Origin of the sequence: Tychonema sp. LEGE 07196, assembly GCF_963890365.1 — a bacterium.
Lineage (GTDB): Bacteria > Cyanobacteriota > Cyanobacteriia > Cyanobacteriales > Microcoleaceae > Microcoleus.
This window is the reverse complement of sequence record NZ_CAWPRX010000177.1, coordinates 37,625-56,331: the sequence shown is the minus strand read 5'-3', so window position 1 is coordinate 56,331 and position 18,707 is coordinate 37,625. Positions and strand designations below refer to the sequence as shown.

The window sequence follows — 18,707 nt, the reverse complement described above, 5'->3', positions numbered from 1 at the left end:
AGATGGGGAGATGGGGAGTTCACTGGTTCTCTGGCTCTGCTTGGGAACCTATATCTAGAGGCTCTGGCTCGACACAGAGTTAGGGAGACAGAGCCTGCGGATCTGCGTTACCAGGAAGAGCTTGGTAACGAGTAAAACGAGTAAAATATAGGTTCTGCCTAAGTCTCGATCGACTGCGGTAAACTGAGGGATAATCAAAACGCCCTTTGATTGCGGCTCCTCCTAGTTTGATGTACAACCCTATGTCTACTGTCACTTTTGGTTTATCAACCCCTGCAGCCGCAGAGCCGGGGGCCTCCTACGATAGCAACCAAGCGCCCCAGCGCCCCAGCGCGCCTGCAGAGTGGATCGAGGTGTTGGTGGACTCTCCTTTCAGGGGTGCGGGGGACTTGCCGGGGGAGGAAAACAAACTATTTACCTATCGCTTACCAGCCCAATTGAACGTGCAGCCGGGGGATATTTTGAGCGTACCCTTTGGCAGCCAACAGGTAGGGGCGATCGCCATTCGGTTCATCTCTCAACTGCCAACCGACTTAGATCCGGGGCGGGTTAAAGATGTCGAAGATGTTGTCTGTACGGGCTTTTTTCCGCCTACTTACTGGGAATTGCTCGATCGAGTATCCGCCTATTACTGCACGCCATTAATTCAAGTAATTAGAGCTTCGCTGCCGCCCGGTTTATTAAGCCGTTCTGTGCGCCGCATTCGCTTAATTAAAGAAGCTATTTCTCCCAATGCCGAAACATTTCTCAATCCCGCCGCCAGTCAAATATTGCAATTGCTGCAAGCTCAAAAAAACGGCGATTACACTTGGAAATATCTCCAGGGACAAGTCAAGGGAAGCTATCGGGGATTGCGAGATTTGTTGAAACGGGGTTGGGTAGAAAGTTATATAGAACCGCCCAATCCTCCCAAAGCACAATTCAAACCGGCAGTGACATTAATTCCTAGCGCCTTTGTTGTAGATTTAACCAAGCGACAACAAGAAGTATTAGAAGTTTTGCGGCTGGGCGGCGGTGAAATGTGGATGAACGATTTGCTGAGAATTTGCAGTACGAGTTCTTCTGTTGTCAAAAAATTGGCAGAAAAAGGCTGTATTGTGATCGATCAAAGGGAAGTGCTCAGGGCCGATCGCGCAATTGCTCAATTACCGGATACACCGAAAAATTTAACTCATTTTCAAGCTGAGGCTTTAGCGTTTATTAACAGTTTTTCGGGATTCCGTCAAGTGCTGCTGCACGGCGTTACGGGTTCTGGTAAGACTGAAGTGTATTTGCAGGCGATCGCCCCAATCTTGGCCAGCGGCAAATCCGCCCTCGTGCTCGTCCCCGAAATCGGGTTGACACCGCAACTTACAGACAGATTCCGCGCCCGTTTTGGCGAGCAAATTTGCGTGTACCACAGCGCCCTATCCGACGGCGAACGTTACGATACATGGCGGCAGATGCTGACAGGAACCCCGCAAATTGTCATCGGCACGCGATCGGCCATTTTTGCACCATTGCCTCACCTCGGCTTAATTATCCTCGACGAAGAACACGACAGCAGCTTCAAACAAGACCAACCAGCGCCCTGTTACCACGCCCGCACTGTTGCCAAATGGCGCGCGGAATTAGAAAATTGTCCCTTAATTTTAGGTTCTGCAACGCCAGCCTTAGAGACATTAGTGGGGACGCGCCGAGATTATCACTCGTTACCAACTATCCATTATTTATCATTACCAACTCGCATTTATTCCCGCCCGATGCCGCCCGTGGAAGTAGTCGATATGCGGCAAGAATTGCGGCAAGGAAATCGTTCAATTTTCAGCACTTCCCTGCAAAACGCCCTGGAACAATTGCAAGCAAGACAACAGCAAGGCATCCTGTTTATTCACCGCCGAGGACACAGTACCTTTGTCTCTTGTCGGAGTTGCGGCTACGTGATGGAATGCCCGAATTGCGATGTTTCGCTTTCCTATCACCACGTCGGCGAAGGAAGTGCCGAAATTTTGCGCTGTCACTACTGCAACCACACGGAACGACACCCTCAAAACTGTCCAGATTGCAGTTCTCCTTACTTCAAAAACTTCGGCAGCGGCACCCAGCGAGTGGAACAGGAATTAACCAGATTGTTTCCCGAATTGCGGGCGATTCGGTTTGATAGCGACACTACTAGAAATAAGGGCGACCACCGCAGATTGTTAACTCAATTTGCGAATGGGGAAGCTGATATTTTGTTGGGGACGCAAATGCTGACGAAAGGGTTAGATTTAGCAGGAGTCACGTTGGTAGGAGTTGTGTCTGCTGATGGGTTGCTGAATTTATCGGATTATCGGGCCAGCGAACGGGCTTTTCAAACATTAACTCAAGTGGCGGGACGTGCCGGGAGAGGTGACGATCCGGGGCGGGTAATTATCCAAACTTACACTCCCGAACATCGGGTAATTCAAGCGGTGAGGCGGCATGAATATGCGGGTTTTGTGGAGACGGAATTAGCAGAAAGGGCGCTGTTGAATTATCCACCTTCGGGGCGGTTGGTTTTGTTGCGGTTGAGTAGTGTTGATGCGGCGGAAGTTGCGGTGACTGCGGTACAGTTGGCGTCTGTTTGTCAACAGTATATCGATCGACTTTCGGTGACTGGCTGCGAGATGTTGGGGCCTGCACCGGCGGCGATTATGCGGGTGGCGAATCGCTATCGGTGGCAGATTTTGCTGAAGTTACCTGTGGATGAGTCTGTGGATTTGTCGGATTTGATCGGGTTGCGCGATTCCCTTCGGGATAGCTTCGCTTCACGCACGCCGCGTTCTGTTAGTCTAACTATTGATGTCGATCCGTTGAATTTTGGTTGATTGGTGGTGGAAAAAATAAGACGGCGGTTGAAACCTGAAGAAAACAACGTAATTTAAACTGCCGGGTATTCAACCCGCGCACCATCCGGGTTTTGTCTGTATAGATGCGGTTTCAACCGCCCGGTCTTCTTTGCAATACCAGTGCGATCGCCCCTTCATCAAAAATACACGATCTCACAATCCTTCCGGGCAGGGTTCACCAACAATCCTTCATTCCCACCAACAATTGAAAAAAAACGCCCGACCCAACCAACAATTTAAATGTACATTGGATTTATGGCAACAATCTAAATTGTGAATGGTGAACCGCAGATTAACACTGATTAACGCCGATGCAATTGCGAATTTCAATCGTCTTGCAAGTTAATTTTGCTTGAGTTTAACCATAAAGAAGCCGTCCATTTGATATTTGTGCGGCCAAACTTTCACCCATCCTTCGGGTGATGGTTGTACAGGTAAATCAATGGTTGGCGGTTCGATTTGCCAGTGAGGATTGTTGTCTAAGAACGATCGCACAACTTGTTCGTTTTCTAAGGGATGAATCGTGCAAGTTGCATAAACTAATACGCCGCCGGGCTTGACAAATTTCGCTGCATTTGCTAATAATTCTGATTGCAGTTGGGATTGTTGTTGAATGTTTTCAGGTGTGTGCCGCCAGCGGGCGTCGGCGCGGCGGTGGAGGGTTCCGAGGCCGGAACAAGGTGCGTCTAATAAAACTCTGTCTGCTAGGTTGATAAATTCTGGGAATTGGCGGCTGTCTCCGGTATGAATTTTGATAGATTTCATCTGGAGTCTGTCTGCATTTTCTTTAAGTTTTTTGAGTCTGCTGGCGGTTTTGTCGCAGGCGTAAATAGTGCCTGTATCCTGCATTAATTCGGCGCTGTGGGTGGTTTTCCCTCCTGGGGCCGCGCAGGCATCGATGATGATTTCTCCAGGCTGCGGATCGAGTAAATGGGTGACTAATTGAGCGCTGCTGTCTTGGATTGTCCACCAACCTTCTCTATATCCGGGGAGGTTTTTAATTGCGCCGGTGCTGCTATTTAGTCTTAATGCTTGGGGTAAGTTGGGGATTCTGCTAGTTGAGATGTTGCAGGCTGTGAAGGCGGCTTCGATTTGGGCGATCGAGCTTTTTAAGGGATTTATTCTCAGGTCAATTTTGGGGGATTTGTTGAACCATCCACAGAGTTGTTCGGTTTCGGTTTCGCCTATTTGTTCGATCCACAATTTGACAATCCAGTCGGGGAAGCTGTGTAGAATTCCGAGGCGTTCGATTTGATTTTCCGGTAATGTTAGGAAATTCAAACCCCCCCTAGCCCCTTCTTGGTAAGGGGGGGGATTTGATGTGGTTTCAGTCTCTGGTTGCTGAGGGGAATTCGGAGCACTCTTAGCCCCTTCTTGTAGGGGTAATGGATGGTGCGTGCGGGCCCCGCTTGGGGGGGTTAAACGGATGTATTGTCGCAGCAAACCGTTGACAAAACTGCTGAGCCCTGAAAATCCGTTTTCTTTTGCTAGTTGAACGGTGGTGTTGACGGCGGCGGAGGGGGGGATGTGGTTGAGATATTGCAGTTGATATAAGCCTAAATGTAGGATGGTGCGGATGTCTGGCGGTTGTTGGGAGGATTTTTTTGTTGCTAGTTTGTCGATGATAAAGTCGATCGACCGCATTCTCCTGACGCTACCGTAAACTAACTCTGTGACTAAACGCCGATCGAGGTCGTTGAGTTGAGAATTGCCTAAAGTGCGATCGAGGGCGGCATCTGCAAACGCACCTCGGCGGTGGACTTCGCGGAGTGCGAGAAAGGCTATTTGGCGCGGATTTTGCATGGCTGGTTGGTTGATATGTCAAGTTATTATAGGTTGTCTGAGGATTGAAAGCGTTGTTTTCACAAGATAAAACGAGGTTGATGTTAAGTGTATAATGTAAATAACTGCTTATTTATTTGACTATTTCGAGTTTCTATACCTGTAGTAAAAGGTGATTTCTGATGACTCAAATATCTGTAAAAAGTACAAGAAATATTGAGCAACCAACTCCTGCTGATGACGATGCGAGTATTCTGCCGCTGGAAAATGGCGATCGGCTTTCACGACCTGAATTTCACGATCGCTATCTCGCCATGCCGCAGGTCAAGAAAGCCGAATTAATTGAAGGAATTGTGTATATGCCATCCCCAGTACGTCACAGAAGCCACGGTAAACCCCATGCTGCGATTACCGGATTGTTGTTGAATTACCAAGTGGCAACACCAGGGGTAGATTTAGGGATTGAAACTACTGTATTTTTAGATTTAGAAAATGAACCGCAGCCCGACGCTTTGCTGCGAATTGAGAATCGAGGAAATTCGCGAATTACTGATGATGATTACGTGCAAGGTGCGCCAGAATTGATTGTAGAAATAGCTGCAAGTACAGCATCTAAGGATTTGCATGACAAGAAAAATGCTTATCGGCGAAATGGGGTGCAGGAGTATATGGTTTGGCAGATTAACAAACAACGTTTGCATTGGTTTAGGTTGGAAAAAGGCAACTATGTTTCTATCCAACCGGATGATAATGGTGTTATTTGCAGTAGAGTTTTTCCGGGTTTGTGGTTGGCTGTACCGGCTTTGTTGTCGGGAGATTTGGCGCAGGTGATGGCGGTTTTGCAGGAGGGGATTAATTCACCGGAACACGCGGAGTTGGTTGGGATTTTGTCGGGAGAGTCGGGAAAGGGCGATTGAAATCAGTATAGACGTGGTTTCAACCGCTGTCTTGTTTGTTCAAATTTGGTCGGGATTGATGCCCATTTCTCGCAATTTGTCGGAAAGGCGATCGGCTTTTTGCTGTGCTAATTCTTTCTCCTGTCGTTCTTGTTCCATTTGTTGCTGTGTCAGTTCCATTTGTCGTTGTGCTGATTCCATTTGATTTGACAACTCCACATAAGACAAAAACTTTTTTCCATCAGGCCGATAAATTTCTAAATCTCCCGATGCAGTTTGAAAACGGATCTGCAAACGCGGACTCACCCAACCATCAATTAATTCAATATAGTTGAGTTTTCCATCACTTCGCAGCCAACCCATTAATTCATTATCCTCTGGATTGTAGACATAATATTCTTCTACTCCATAATTCTGATAGAAATTAAACAGCTTAAACAGCGATCCCATTCGGTTTCCCGGTGATAGGATTTCAAAGACAACTTGCGGGGCGATATTGTCTTCCAGCCACTGTTGGTAGGAACCTCTGTAACCTTTCGGTCTGCCAAATACTACCATCGTATCAGGTGCTTGGCGAGTTTTGTTATCTCCTTCGACTGGATACCACAGCAAGTCACCTGCTACAAAAATATTTTCGTCTTCTTTGTATAGGGCATCTATTCCGCCTTGAATGGTGACAATTAGTTCAAACTGTTTGGTGTTGTCAGACATGGGTTGGCCGTCGCTGTCTGGGTAGATGATTTCGGCTGAGGTTTTTGTGGGAATTGTTGCCGTCATGGGGATGAGTCCTTTGCTAGTATCATCAATTTCTATTTTACGCTAAAGGCCGAGAAACCGGGTTTTTCGGAAAATACTTCATTATAACTCACAGATTAGGTAAAAACCCGGTTTCTTTGTCGGAGTGCATAAGTCTGCTAGGGTTTAAACCTCTAGTGTTTTTTTGGGTGAAGTTGACACCAACGGTTCTAATCGGTTCCCTACTATATGGCATTATTCCTATTACCTGCAATCTACAGATTCTCCGATATTTTCAGGGGGTAACTGATGCCGAAACAGTTAAATTTACCTTCTTTTAACCTGTCTGCGCTGCCGATCGATCTTTGCCACCGCAGCACCCGCAACATCCGCCAAAATGCTCACTATCCGATACAACGCCACCGCACTCAAGATTATAGCTACAGAAAAGCGATCGGACAGCAGGGCGATCGCCGTTGCTTCAAATACTCCCATCCCTCCGGGCGCACCCGGTACAACTAAACCCACAACAAACGCAAAACAAAAAGCACCGAACAAGTTCGGAATATCAATCAAATTCACCGGATTTAAAGCCATTACCGTTAGCAAAAAACCGCAGCCCCGCAATCCGATAAAACACATTTGTCCGATTAACGGCACTAAAGGATAGCGTTTAATTGGTAAATTAATTGCCGGCGAAGACTTGACACCAGATGTGTTTTTAGCTAGATTGGAGCTAGACCCCAAACGCCAAGTTGGTCGATCGCCCGCAACCTCCTCAATTTCCTCCCCAATCTTCCCAATCTCCTCCCCAATCTCCTCCCCAATTTCCTCCCCAATCTCAGAATTTTCCCCGTTCTTCTTAGATAACTTCAACCGCTCCACAAATAGGACGATCGGATTTAAAATTCGGGGCTGAATCGCCGTTAAAATCGCAGCACAACCGAAAGTCCGCAGAAAACCGTTGAATTTGTCAAAACAAATCAAACCAATCAGCACCCCCGCCGAAGCCATCAGCAGCGGTTCCAACAACACGCTGAGAATAGAAACTTTCGGCGAAATACCAGCCTTTTTTGCCTCCGAAATTCGACCCCAAAAATGCCAAATATTCCCCGGCAAATACTTGGCAATATTAGTTTTGAGAAAAATTTGAATCGCCCACCGGACACTTACAACTTGATTGAATTCCCGCAAAATTAACATCCACACCCAGCCGACAAAAATCAGAGACATTAAAGTAATGCCGAGGGCGATCGCCAGCAAGGGAAAACTTTCGGCTCGAATTTGGATGTTCGCAACTTCTCGCCAGTGAGTGAAAAAAGCTTTCGCAATAAATAAAAACGTCCCGCCCAGAATCACATAGCGAACATAAGGCTTTAAACGCGATTTCGCCAGCTTGAAAAAATTCTGAAGTCGATGCAAGTGTTGTTTTCCCATTTTCCGATCCTGATTAGTGAATTTGGGATTGTAGATTTCTTAACCACAATTTCATGTTTTATATCTAAAATTTAGATCGATCGTACATAAGGAGTAAATTTCTATGGCCAGCCCGAGTCCAGACGGTCTTTCCTATCTTTTAGATGATAGTCCCAACAGTTTCGCATTAACTCCGGGCTTTTTGACTCCTTATCCTAACGGACTTTTTGCCCTCGGAGGTAACGATTTGATTGTCGGTTCCTCGGATGCCGATCGCCTCAACGGTGACAGCGGTAACGACAGACTCCTCGGCGGCAGCAATTCCGATACACTATTCGGTGGTGTCGGAAATGACTTGCTCAACGGCGGTACCGGCAATGACTTCTTATTTGGCAATTCTGGCAGCGATACCCTGCAGGGAGGTAGGGGAGATGATGACCTCTACGGCGGCCGCGGTAACGACGTTTTAGTAGGCGATGGAGGCACAGATACCCTGACAGGGGGTTTGGGCTCCGATACCTTCGTCCTCCGCAGCGACACGGCAGCCTCCGATCCCGCAGCCGCTGACATCATTACAGACTTTAACAGTTTTGTCGATGCGATCGGACTGACTGACAATCTTACCGAAGCTGACTTGATTCTCGAAGAAATCGCGATCGCCCCCGGCATTTCCAATACATTAATTAAAATTCGCCAATCCAATGCTATTTTAGGCTTGGTAGCCAACGCATCTCCACAAGACCTCGCCGATAAATTTATCTCTGCAAGCACCCTATTAGGAAACCAACTCAGCCAAGCCCGCGATTTAGGCGTTTTGGACAGCACTCAAACCATCACCGACTCCGTTAGCAGCGCTCAACCAGACGACATTTACCGCTTTACTTTGCCTGCAACTAGCGACTTTAAATTAACAGTCAACAATTTCACCGGCGATGTTGGCGTTGCGCTGATTAAAGATATTAATGGCGACAATTCTATTGACTTTACCGATATTATTGCTGCTTCTCAAGAACCTGGTTTATCGCCGGAGTCAATCGACCTCAAAATTTTGGCAGCAGGAACTTACTTTATCCGAGTTTCTCAATACCAAGGCAATACAAACTTTACCCTAAATCTGTCTGCAACCCCTCCAACTATTTCTGATAACAATCCAAGCAACGTGCCTGGTTTTGACAGTCGTTTCGGGTTCGGTTTGGTGAATGCGGCGGCAGCAGTTGCTAAGGCTGCGGGTGTTCCAACTTTTCCTGACGTTCCCGACTTGGGCGGCGACGAGTGGGGCCGAGATTTAATCAAAGCTCCAGAAGTTTGGGCCCAAGGCTTGACTGGAGACGGCATTGTAGTAGCAGTTATCGACAGCGGAATTGACTACAATCACCCGGATTTGACCGGGAATGTTTGGAGCAATCCGGGGGAAAGCGGCGTTGATGCGGGTGGTCGCAATAAAGCTAGCAACGGCGTTGATGATGATGGCAATGGCTTTGTGGACGATTTCCGGGGATGGGATTTTGTCAACGGCGATAATGACCCGATGGATGATAACAGTCACGGCACTCATATATCGGGTTTAGTTGCTGCGAAAAAAGATGGAGTGGGAATTACTGGAACGGCTCCGACTGCGAAAATTATGCCTTTAAAAATACTCGATAGCGCCGGAGTGGGGACAATTAACGATGAAATTGAGGCGATTTATTATGCGGTAGCAAATGGAGCAAAAGTGATTAATGTTAGTTTGGGCGGCCAACAGTTGAACGATCGAGAATTGACTGCAATTCAAGCCGCCGAAGCTCGCGGCATACTCGTAGTTTCAGCAGCGGGAAATGATGCTCGCCCGCAGGTAGATTATCCGGCTCGGTTTGCAAACGAGGTAGGAATTGCTGTCGGTGCGGTTAACCGCAACGGCTTGTTTGCAGATTTTTCTAACCGGGCGGGATCGGAGCTAATTAATTACTTTGTTGCTCCGGGTGGTGATGGCGGCAGGGCAGATTCTGGTGATGTTTATTCAACTGTACCGCTTTCTGAACCGGGGATTCCCTATCGATATTTTGCGGGTACTTCAATGGGAGTGCCGCACGTAGCTGGGGTGATAGCTTTGATGTTGCAGGCAAATCCGAGTCTGACTCCTGCTCAAATTAAGCAGATTCTGGCGGAAACTGCCAATCGATCGGTTTAAATTAAATCCGGTTTGTACTGAGGATTGTAGTTCTTTCTCGTTACAATATCAAGAAGGAATAAAGTCATCAATACAAACTTGATCGTAGGTTTGTATTGATGACTTTAATCCTAATTTTGTATAGTTGCAGCGTCAACCATCAACTCCGATCCTTAATAATTGGCGGCGTAAATTAAGTCAAATTTGCGGCACAGAGTGATGCAGCAGTGATTTGGTCGATCGAATACTAAATCGTATTTCATCTCGCCCTCAATTTTGGTAATCGGCTGCTTTAAGGGGATGCCGTGAATGTCGTATTGGCGGCGTTCTAAGGCACTCCAGTCGATAATTTTGATGTCGATTTGGTTCTGCAAGTCACTTGCAATCAGAAATAAGTGCATCTTGTCTTCAGCTTTCCCTGTCAAGGGAATTTTGATTAACACTGACTGAGTGACGATCAGTCTTTGGTCGTTGGGATGCTTCTGGGTGTCGCAGCTTTGGAGTTCGATATCATAAGGTTCTACCTTAAATTTCTCTCCGCTGGCGATCGCCGACGAGTGCAAGTCTTTCAGGCACTTTTCTAGATGAGGGATCAGTCCTAACTCTGGATCGCACAGCAGTTTGCGAATATTGGAGGTTTCAGTTACTGTCATTGTAGATTTTTTATGTTATTTTTAGATGCTTAATTTCTAGCTTACCGCGAAAAGCAGCCATATTCTACTCTACTTGCGACATATAGCAATCCTAAATGATTTTCATTTGTACCTGTAGGGACACGGCACTGCCGTGTCCCTACTTTTAGATTATTTCTTGGTAATTTTCCAGAGATTGAGATCGACATTACTAACCGCCGGATTTATTTGATAGTTTTGTTGGCCAATTGCCGATCGCAAATTTGAGGACGGTCTGTATAAAAACAACTCGCTGAAACCGCCGGGAATTGTCGGGGGTTCAGGTTTTTTTCGTGCCAATTCTTGATTTTTGTAGCAAGAAGTATAACAGCGCGGTTCTATTAGCAGTTTGACTTGTGGTTGCAAGCGATAACTCAAAGCCATAATGTATGCGATATTCGCATCGCTGATTATTAAGGGATTGCTGGCAGAATTGACAATCGCCGCTACTTCCAATTCGGCGCGCAGCCAGCCGCTGCCTTTGTTCCACCAACTATCGGCCCCAGAACTAACTCCACCGGATATGATGCCTGCACAAAACAGTGAAACTATAACTATTTTCCACAATCTTTGCTGTTTTAAATTATCAAATTTGTTGCTAATTTTTGTAGACAGCAGGTAAGCAACTGCTAGCTGAATTCCCACATAACAAGGAACTAAATATCGCGGATTTGCCGATCGCCTGCCGCCTTTAAGTACATCGGGTAAGGCTAAAAATATTGCGGTTGTGGCAATTAATAACAATACCATCAACCACACCCGCTTTGGTGTTTGCCGGCACAGAAAATAAATCGCATAGCCGACTAAAGCTAGAATCGCGATACCAGCGGGAATTATCAAGGCTAGTTGTGTGGCGCTGGCACTTCCATCAATGCCAATATCAAAAAATGCTATGCTGAGGGAACCCACCCACCTGCTAACTAATCTTAAGAGATTTGTCTGTTCTGCCCATACTGTTGTGCTTCTAATTTGATTTAAATTTTCTACAGTATTTACGAGGGTAGGCATGAAGCCGATTAAAGCAATTAAAGCTGCTACATAATAGGCAATAAATGTTTTAATATCGCGCCAGTTGGCAATCAAGGCGACGTAGATTGCATGGGCGGCGGCGACGCAGACAAATAACAAGTGGGTGTAAAATCCCATTGCTGCTGTGACTGCGTAAAGCGCCCAGTGAGAAACCAGCCAAATTGGATTTTGATTTGCTTCGGGGCGCATTGCTCGCAGCAAGGCGGCACTCGATAAAATAGTAGTTAATGTCCACAAACTGTACTGTCTGGCTTCTTGGGCAAATAAGATTTGGTAGGGAGAAATCGCGAAAATTGCGATCGCCATCCAAGCCACAGCAGAGGATTCAAATAACTCCCAAGCCAGCCAATAAATGGCGGGAAATACTAGCAAGCTAATCACCGCGGCCAAACTTCTCATTGCTGTAACTGAAGTGCCGAACCATTGCGCCCAAAATCGCGCTAGTACATAATACAGCGGCGGGTGTTGCGGGTCTTCGGTTGCTAAGGAATTCAGGCTATCGCTTAAGGTTTTTTCGGAATTTACCTGCTGGTATTTTTGTAAATCCGAGGGCGAGTTTATTTTATTGTAGGAAATTTCTTTGAGCATTTCCGCTTCCGTGTAGCCGGAAACTCTTAAAGAAGTATAGGTTTCGTCTATCCAATAAAATTTTCCATCGAGATTGACAAATCGAAATAAAATGCCGATTGCTAATACGGCGATTATCAGAAAACCCAACCAATTTCTAGGTAAATTAAAACGCATTTTTTAAATATTTTTTACTTGGTTCGCAACTTACTCAAAATGGTATCTCCACCTTTTAGAGAATAAATTTTTTCGATTTCATAGGGAGTCGTTTTTTCGATTTCTGCTTTTACTTCAGGGGAAATTCCGTATAAAAATATCTCCTTAAAATTTGGGGGAATTTCCACGGTTTGAGGCGGGAATACGATAAATTTAGTTTGGGGAACCAGCAGGGAACTCAGACTGAGTAAATTAGCGATTTTCTCTACACTATACACCCACAAATCTGCAACCAGTAAAGGGCCAGAAGCTGAGTTAACCGTGCGGGCGATCGGGATGTTAATATAAGAACGGTCTTTATTCCACCAAGTGTCTGCCGGCAAATAGATGCAGCAAGAGATAATCCCAACAGATAGCACAGCAGCAAAAGCCAGCCTCCACAGCTTTTGCAACTGCACTGTAACTTGAGGAGATGTGATTTTGGAAGCAAAAAGATAGGCAACAGCTATTTGCATTCCTAGATAACAGGGAATCATGTAGCGCGTGTTGAGCGATCGAATTCCCCCAAAAATTATATCTGCGGGTAAAAAAATCACGACTATCACGCAGGTTAATGTCATAACAAACAACCAAACACGCTGTTCTGTATACTTCAGGAGTAAATAAAAAGAATATGCAACAATTATTAAAGTCAAAAGTAGGAGCAATCTCGAATATAATCGCGGTACATTGGAGTCTATTCCTAGATCGAAAAATTGCTTAGCAATGTTATACACCCAATTGACAGCTAAGTCTGGAAGGGGAATCTTTAAAGACTGCCAAGATGTTTTTTGATTTACATTTTGGGAGTTGATTATAAAAACCAAAATCCAAGGAAAAAAAGCAATAATTCCGGTTATAGATGCTAGTAAATAGCCAATTATATTTTTTTGAAATCGCAGTTTTTCCGAAATAGCTACATATATTCCATGTCCTAGTGCTACCAGTGCAAATAATAGGTGAGAATAAAATCCCAGCGCTACTGTTACGGCATAAATTGCCCAACTGCTGTTAGTTTTTAGACGCATTGCCCGCAGCAAAGCAGCGCCCGACAGCAAAATTACTAAGATAAATAAACTGTAAGGTCGAGCTTCTTGAGCGTAAACTATTTGAAAAGGCGATACAGCGAGTAAAGAAACTCCCAACCAAGCTGTTAGGGATGATTCAAATAATTCTAAGCACAACCAATACATAGAAGGCAAGGCCAGCAGGCTAAAAACTGCCGACATACTTCTAGTTACAGCTATTGAATCGCCGAACAGTTGCACCCAAAATCTGGTTGTGATAAAATACAGGGGAGCGAGTTGAGGTTCTTCTAATGCCAGACCTTTGACAGTATCGACTACGCTTTTTTCTGAATTAATCCGCTGGTATTTTTGTAAGTATTGAATTTCTCGAATTTTTCCGTCAACTACTTGCTCAATAAACTCTGATTCTGTATAACCAGACATCCGCAAGGAGGTATAAGCTTCATCTATCCAGTATACTTTTCCTCCGAGATTGCCGAAGCGAAAAAATATGCCTAAAAGTAATAAAACAACGATTAAATATCGCAGCCATTGTGGGGGAATCGCAGGGGAAAGTTTCGCGCTCTCGCTGTTTTTAGAAAGTTCCATAAATCAATAATTAGTTAAATTTTAATGGCGACGATGGATTTATTTAACAATATATACCCTTTCAAGCGAAAGATGAGGTGCTAGGAGTGGGAATAGGCCAAACCGGGCATAGGCCAAACCGGGCCTAGGCCAAACCGGGCCTAGGGCATTGCAACCAACAAATAACAAATAACAAATAACAACAGTTAACAGTCAACAGTCAACAGTCAACAGTCAACAGTCAACAGTCAACAGTGAATTTACTATTCCGATGAAGAGAGGATTTGATATAACCCCTCGAAACATTCCGCCACAGGTTAAATTCAATAAATTATGAATTTTTAGGTTGGTGGGGCGGGTTTTTAAGATACCTCGTTAGGTGTCAAAAATTTTGGCGAACCCACCCCTACAAATTCTGGTTTTTACGATTTATGGTTGTTACGAACTTCTATTGAGAGGACACAAATCCGAACCATCGAATCCAAGAATGATTAATCGTCTACTCCTTCAATCGGCGCAAAACCTTGTCGCTGAATATTTTCGGTTATTGTGCGCGGTTCGAGGAATTGCAGCAAGTAATCCGGGCCGCCGGCTTTGGAACCAACTCCCGAAAGTTTGAATCCTCCGAAGGGTTGCCGCGATACCACAGCGCCGGTGATTCCGCGATTTATGTACAGGTTTCCGACTTCAAAATCGGCTTGGGCGCGATCGATATGCGAAGGCGTGCGAGAATACAATCCGCCGGTTAAAGCGAAATTCGTACCGTTAGCAATAGCAATCGCTTCGCTGAAATTTTTTGCCCGAATCACCGACAACACCGGGCCAAAAATTTCTTCTTGGGCGATAGTTGCAGTCGGCGATACTTCCGTAACAATCACTGGGCCGACAAAATAACCTGTTTCGGGTGCCGCCATTTCTAAGGCTATCTTAGCTTCGGCGCGACCTTTTTCGATGTATTCGCGGATGCGCGACTGGGCGGTGGCATCGATGACTGGGCCGACTTGAGTGCCGGGATTTTCGGCTGCACCGACATTGAGCGATCGCGCAGCTTCTATCAATCTTTCCACAAAAGTATCGTACACCGATTCGATCGCAATTACTCGCGAACAAGCAGAACATTTTTGGCCGCTGTATCCAAATGCCGAATAAACCACCCCCGCCACGGCTTGGTCTAAATCCGCACTTTCATCGACAATAATTGCATTCTTGCCGCCCATTTCCGCAATTACTCGCTTCAGGTGTTTTTGGCCCGGTTGCAAAATCGCAGCATCCGCATAAATCTGACAGCCAACTTCCTGAGAACCGGTGAAGGTAATCATGTGAACATCTGGGTGTTTCACCATGTACGCCCCCACGGTTGAACCTTTGCACGGCACGTATTGAAATACGCCTTTGGGAATCCCGGCTTCTAGCAAAATCTCGGCTATTTTAGCCGCAATTACTGAGGAAAACTCCGCTGGTTTTAGTAAAGTGCAGTTACCTGCTACTAGCGATGCAACTGTCATGCCGACGGGAATTGCCAGGGGGAAATTCCAAGGGGAAATAATCAAAGAAATGCCGCGCGGCCCATAGGTGTAGCGGTTGTTTTCTCCGGCTACATCGTAATTTTGCCCTTGTTCCAACCGTTCCATTTCATCGGCGTAGTAGCGACAAAAATCGATAGCTTCGGAAACTTCGGCATCGCATTCTCTGACTGGTTTCCCGACTTCAAATACCATCCAAGCTGACAGTTCGTGCCGCCGCTGTTCCATCAATTCTGCTGCTTTTCGCAAAACTCCGGCGCGCTGGCGGACGGGGGTTTTGCGCCAGCCGGTAAAGGCTGCTTTTGCTGCTTCTAGGGATTGTTTTGCCTGTTCTTCGGAAATCAATCCGATTTTGCCGACTATTTCTGCGGGGTTGGAAGGGTTGAGGGAATTAACTGTGGTTTCGGTATTTTGGTACTCGCCATCGATTAGGGGTAAATAGGTTTTTCCTAGGTTGGCGCGCACTGATTTGATGGCTGTTTCTGCTTGTTGGCGCAATTTGGTATTGGCGTAGTCGGTATCGGCGACGTTGGGGAATACTTTGCTGTAAACTAGCTGGTCGTTGCCGTTGGCTACTGGTGCGGCTAATAATTGTTCGATCGGCATTTCTTCGGAACTTTGCCGGATAAACGAACTGTTGGCGGTATTTTCCAGCAAGCGGCGGATTAAATAAGCCATTCCCGGCAACAAATCGCCGTAGGGACAGTAGACTCGGACGCGATAACCCCGATCGACCAAAAGCTTAGCCAATTTGTCGCCCATGCCGTACAATACCTGCATTTCAAAGTGGCGGCGCGGTATGTTGAGAGTTTCGGCAATCGCGATCGCCCTGGCTTGCGATCGCACGTTGTGACTGCCAATTGCTGCATACAAAAAATCGTGATTTTCTAGCAGCAACTGCGTCATTGCTTCAAAATTAGCATCCGTAGCAACTTTGTCATTGTAGACAGGCTGCGGCCAATCTTTCTGCATTGCTTTAATAGTTTCCTGATCCCAATAAGCACCTTTCACCAGCCGTACAGTTATGGGATTGCCGCGTTTCTTAGCCCAGGCAATAATGTCTCGCAAATCTTGTTTGCTGTCGCGCAAATATGCCTGCAATGTGATACCAATATCCGTGCGGCTGCGAAACTCTTCCTCTAACAATAAGTCTTTGAGAATGCTGAGAGTTAAACTCTTATAAGCATACTGTTCCATGTCGAAGTGAACGGCAGTTCCCAACTCCTGGGCGCGGCGCAATAACAGGCGAATTCTCTCGCTGACTTTCTCCTCGCTGCCTTTAGCATCCAGCGGGTCAAACTGAGAATAAAAAGCCGTTAACTTGACAGATACTTGCACTCGCGGCAAAGTTTCGCCATCAGCTTTATCAATAGCATCTACCTGCGGCCAATTATTCGCTGCCTTCGCCAGTTCCGCCATCAATTCCAAATAGCGGTTGAGATAACTTTCCGCCTCAGCTTCTGTAATCACAGCTTCCCCCAAAAGGTCAACTGTAAAACCCATTTTATCTTTGCGAAGTCGTTCTAAGGTTTTAATTACCTGCTTGATATTTTCCCCAGAAATATACTTGTGCGCCAAAGTTTCCACCGCAGGCGCAACAGTCGTCGCCGCCAATTGACCGGGGACAGAATCAGCGTTAGCAAAGCTGAGCAATTTTTTCAAAGCTTCGGGCAATTCTACCTCTTCCACAGTCAGGTATTCTTGCAAGTGGCGGGCAATTTCCGGCTTGCTGCGGAGGGCGGGCAAACAGTCAATAAATCGAAACAATTGGACGCGCAGTCCGGGGCTGGCCATTGCCCAATCCATCAGTTTGTCGTCCCAGCGCATTTGGTCTTGCAGTTGGCCAAAAAACGATCGCTTTTTGTCTTGAGTGGCCTTCAGGATTTCTCGAGCTATTTCCTGAGTCTTGGCTTCGTAGATGGTTGGAGATACTTGTGCGACCATTGCTAATTAGTAATTGGTAATTGGTAATTGGCGCGGCGGGCTGATATATTTGGCAACTCTCGCCCGATACGATTATACTTACTAATTGACTTCAATTTTAACTCCGTAGTTTGCTTGGCGATCGCCCGAAATTTCAATAGTATAATCGCCGCTGGTGGCTAATTGACCTTGCCACTCACCTGTGCTATCAGCAGTCCCTAATTTTTCACCGTTAGGAGCAATAATTGCTGCGCTAACATCACCTTCTTGAACTTTTACTGTCATGGTTTGGCCGCTATTGCAGTCGAGCAAGTAGCGCTTGGATATGTTCGCCCGCAAACTATTTCTCAGAGTAACTCCGGTAGCGCCGGCTTGAAAGTTAACTCGCTCAGTTACAGGGGTTTCCACCGCAGCGGGAGAAGGAGAAGGAGAAGAGTTCGGCAACGGCGAAGCAAGTGGCGGAACGCCTGAGAGCGAGGGAATTGGAGTCTGACTGGCCGACGGCGGGATGGTGAGGGGCAGTGTCTGCTGGGGTGCTGGGGGAAGTCCGGGCCGGCGGTTGAGGCGCGCTGCTGGGACAGGCGGAGGGCTTTCCTGCAGGGGTACGTCAGCGGGCAGTCTGATTTGAATGTTCGCTCTTTCCTGATACATTCTCCACGCCAGCAAACTGCCGAGACTGAGCACGGAACCGACTAAAATTCCGCTGAGAAAAATTGCCCAAATTTGCCACTTTTGAGCTGGTTTCGGTTCGGAACTTGCTGTGTAAGTTGTGGGATAGGAATCACTGACAAGTTGACTGGTTTCCGGCGGATATTCTGCGGAAATTGGAATTGTTTCTAGTTCGTTGATTGTTGTTGGAATATCTTCGTTTGCCACAATTTCAGCGGGAGTTTCTGTCGGTTCTGCTGTTGAATTGGCACTAACCATTTCTGCATTCGGGAACTCATCGCTGGCCGTGGAAACTGTTTCTGGTTGCTGGGTCAAAATTTGATTTTTTTCCTGTTCGTCGTTCATGGTGCTAAATTTTTTGTACAAATACTGCTTTTAAACATTTTACGCGATCGCGACTTGCCTATTAAGGTCAAAGAAACCGGGTTTTTTTCGCTCATCTGTAAACTGCAACGCTCGTATTTTCTCCAAAAACCCGGTTTCTGACCACCGATGCGTCATTCCTAGCGCTGAGGACTAAAGTCCTTAGTACAAACTAGGGCGCGCGAGTGACCAGAAACCGGGTTTTTTGTCAAATACCTGCTCAAAATCATCAATCTCGGTAAAAACCCGGTCTTTGTTCGGAGTGCGCCCTGAAATATAAATATTGAGCGCAAACATAAATCAAAACTTTTTGATGAGAAAAATGTAGGCGTAAATTTATCGTTT

11 protein-coding genes are annotated in these 18,707 nt (G+C 46.2%); 3 read left to right on the top strand and 8 right to left on the bottom strand.

Annotation, left to right across the window (positions count from 1 at the left end; all coding sequences use genetic code 11):
- The first annotated feature begins 242 nt into the window (after positions 1–242).
- Positions 243–2,828: a primosomal protein N' gene (gene priA, locus AACV78_RS21185; protein WP_194009583.1), complete on the top strand. Its 2,586-nt coding sequence runs from the start codon at positions 243–245 to the stop codon at positions 2,826–2,828.
- A gap of 363 nt (positions 2,829–3,191) precedes the next feature.
- Here priA and AACV78_RS21180 read toward each other — a convergent pair whose 3' ends face one another.
- A complete protein-coding gene (locus tag AACV78_RS21180) occupies positions 3,192–4,652 on the bottom strand; it encodes a 16S rRNA (cytosine(967)-C(5))-methyltransferase (protein ID WP_194009582.1) in 1,461 nt (486 codons plus the stop codon).
- A 161-nt stretch (positions 4,653–4,813) separates the two neighbouring features.
- On the opposite strand from AACV78_RS21180, the gene AACV78_RS21175 reads away from it, so the two are divergent.
- Entirely contained in the window at positions 4,814–5,548 is a 735-nt protein-coding gene (locus AACV78_RS21175) for a Uma2 family endonuclease (protein WP_194009581.1), read from the top strand.
- A gap of 39 nt (positions 5,549–5,587) precedes the next feature.
- Here the strand turns inward: AACV78_RS21175 and AACV78_RS21170 are convergent, their stop codons facing one another.
- Entirely contained in the window at positions 5,588–6,304 is a 717-nt protein-coding gene (locus tag AACV78_RS21170; protein ID WP_194009580.1) for a Uma2 family endonuclease, read from the bottom strand.
- 285 nt (positions 6,305–6,589) lie between these two features.
- Positions 6,590–7,699 carry a putative bifunctional lysylphosphatidylglycerol flippase/synthetase gene (locus tag AACV78_RS21165; protein ID WP_194009579.1) on the bottom strand — a complete coding sequence of 370 codons (1,110 nt, stop codon included), beginning with the start codon at positions 7,697–7,699 and terminating at the stop codon, positions 6,590–6,592.
- A 103-nt stretch (positions 7,700–7,802) separates the two neighbouring features.
- Between AACV78_RS21165 and AACV78_RS21160 the strand changes: the two genes are divergently transcribed.
- A complete protein-coding gene (locus AACV78_RS21160; protein WP_194009578.1) occupies positions 7,803–9,848 on the top strand; it encodes a S8 family serine peptidase in 2,046 nt (681 codons plus the stop codon).
- A gap of 152 nt (positions 9,849–10,000) precedes the next feature.
- Here AACV78_RS21160 and AACV78_RS21155 read toward each other — a convergent pair whose 3' ends face one another.
- From AACV78_RS21155 to AACV78_RS21135, 5 genes are all read right to left on the bottom strand, one after another.
- Entirely contained in the window at positions 10,001–10,480 is a 480-nt protein-coding gene (locus AACV78_RS21155) for a hypothetical protein (protein ID WP_194009577.1), read from the bottom strand.
- Between the two features lie 150 nt (positions 10,481–10,630).
- Entirely contained in the window at positions 10,631–12,271 is a 1,641-nt protein-coding gene (locus AACV78_RS21150) for a glycosyltransferase family 39 protein (RefSeq protein WP_194009576.1), read from the bottom strand.
- 14 nt (positions 12,272–12,285) lie between these two features.
- The gene (locus AACV78_RS21145; RefSeq protein ID WP_194009575.1) at positions 12,286–13,905 is read right to left on the bottom strand and encodes a glycosyltransferase family 39 protein; all 1,620 of its coding nucleotides are present in this window, start codon (positions 13,903–13,905) and stop codon (positions 12,286–12,288) included.
- A gap of 470 nt (positions 13,906–14,375) precedes the next feature.
- Positions 14,376–17,351: an L-glutamate gamma-semialdehyde dehydrogenase gene (pruA, locus tag AACV78_RS21140; RefSeq protein WP_194009574.1), complete on the bottom strand. Its 2,976-nt coding sequence runs from the start codon at positions 17,349–17,351 to the stop codon at positions 14,376–14,378.
- 81 nt (positions 17,352–17,432) lie between these two features.
- Entirely contained in the window at positions 17,433–18,344 is a 912-nt protein-coding gene (locus AACV78_RS21135; protein WP_194009573.1) for a hypothetical protein, read from the bottom strand.
- Positions 18,345–18,707: the final 363 nt, after the last annotated feature.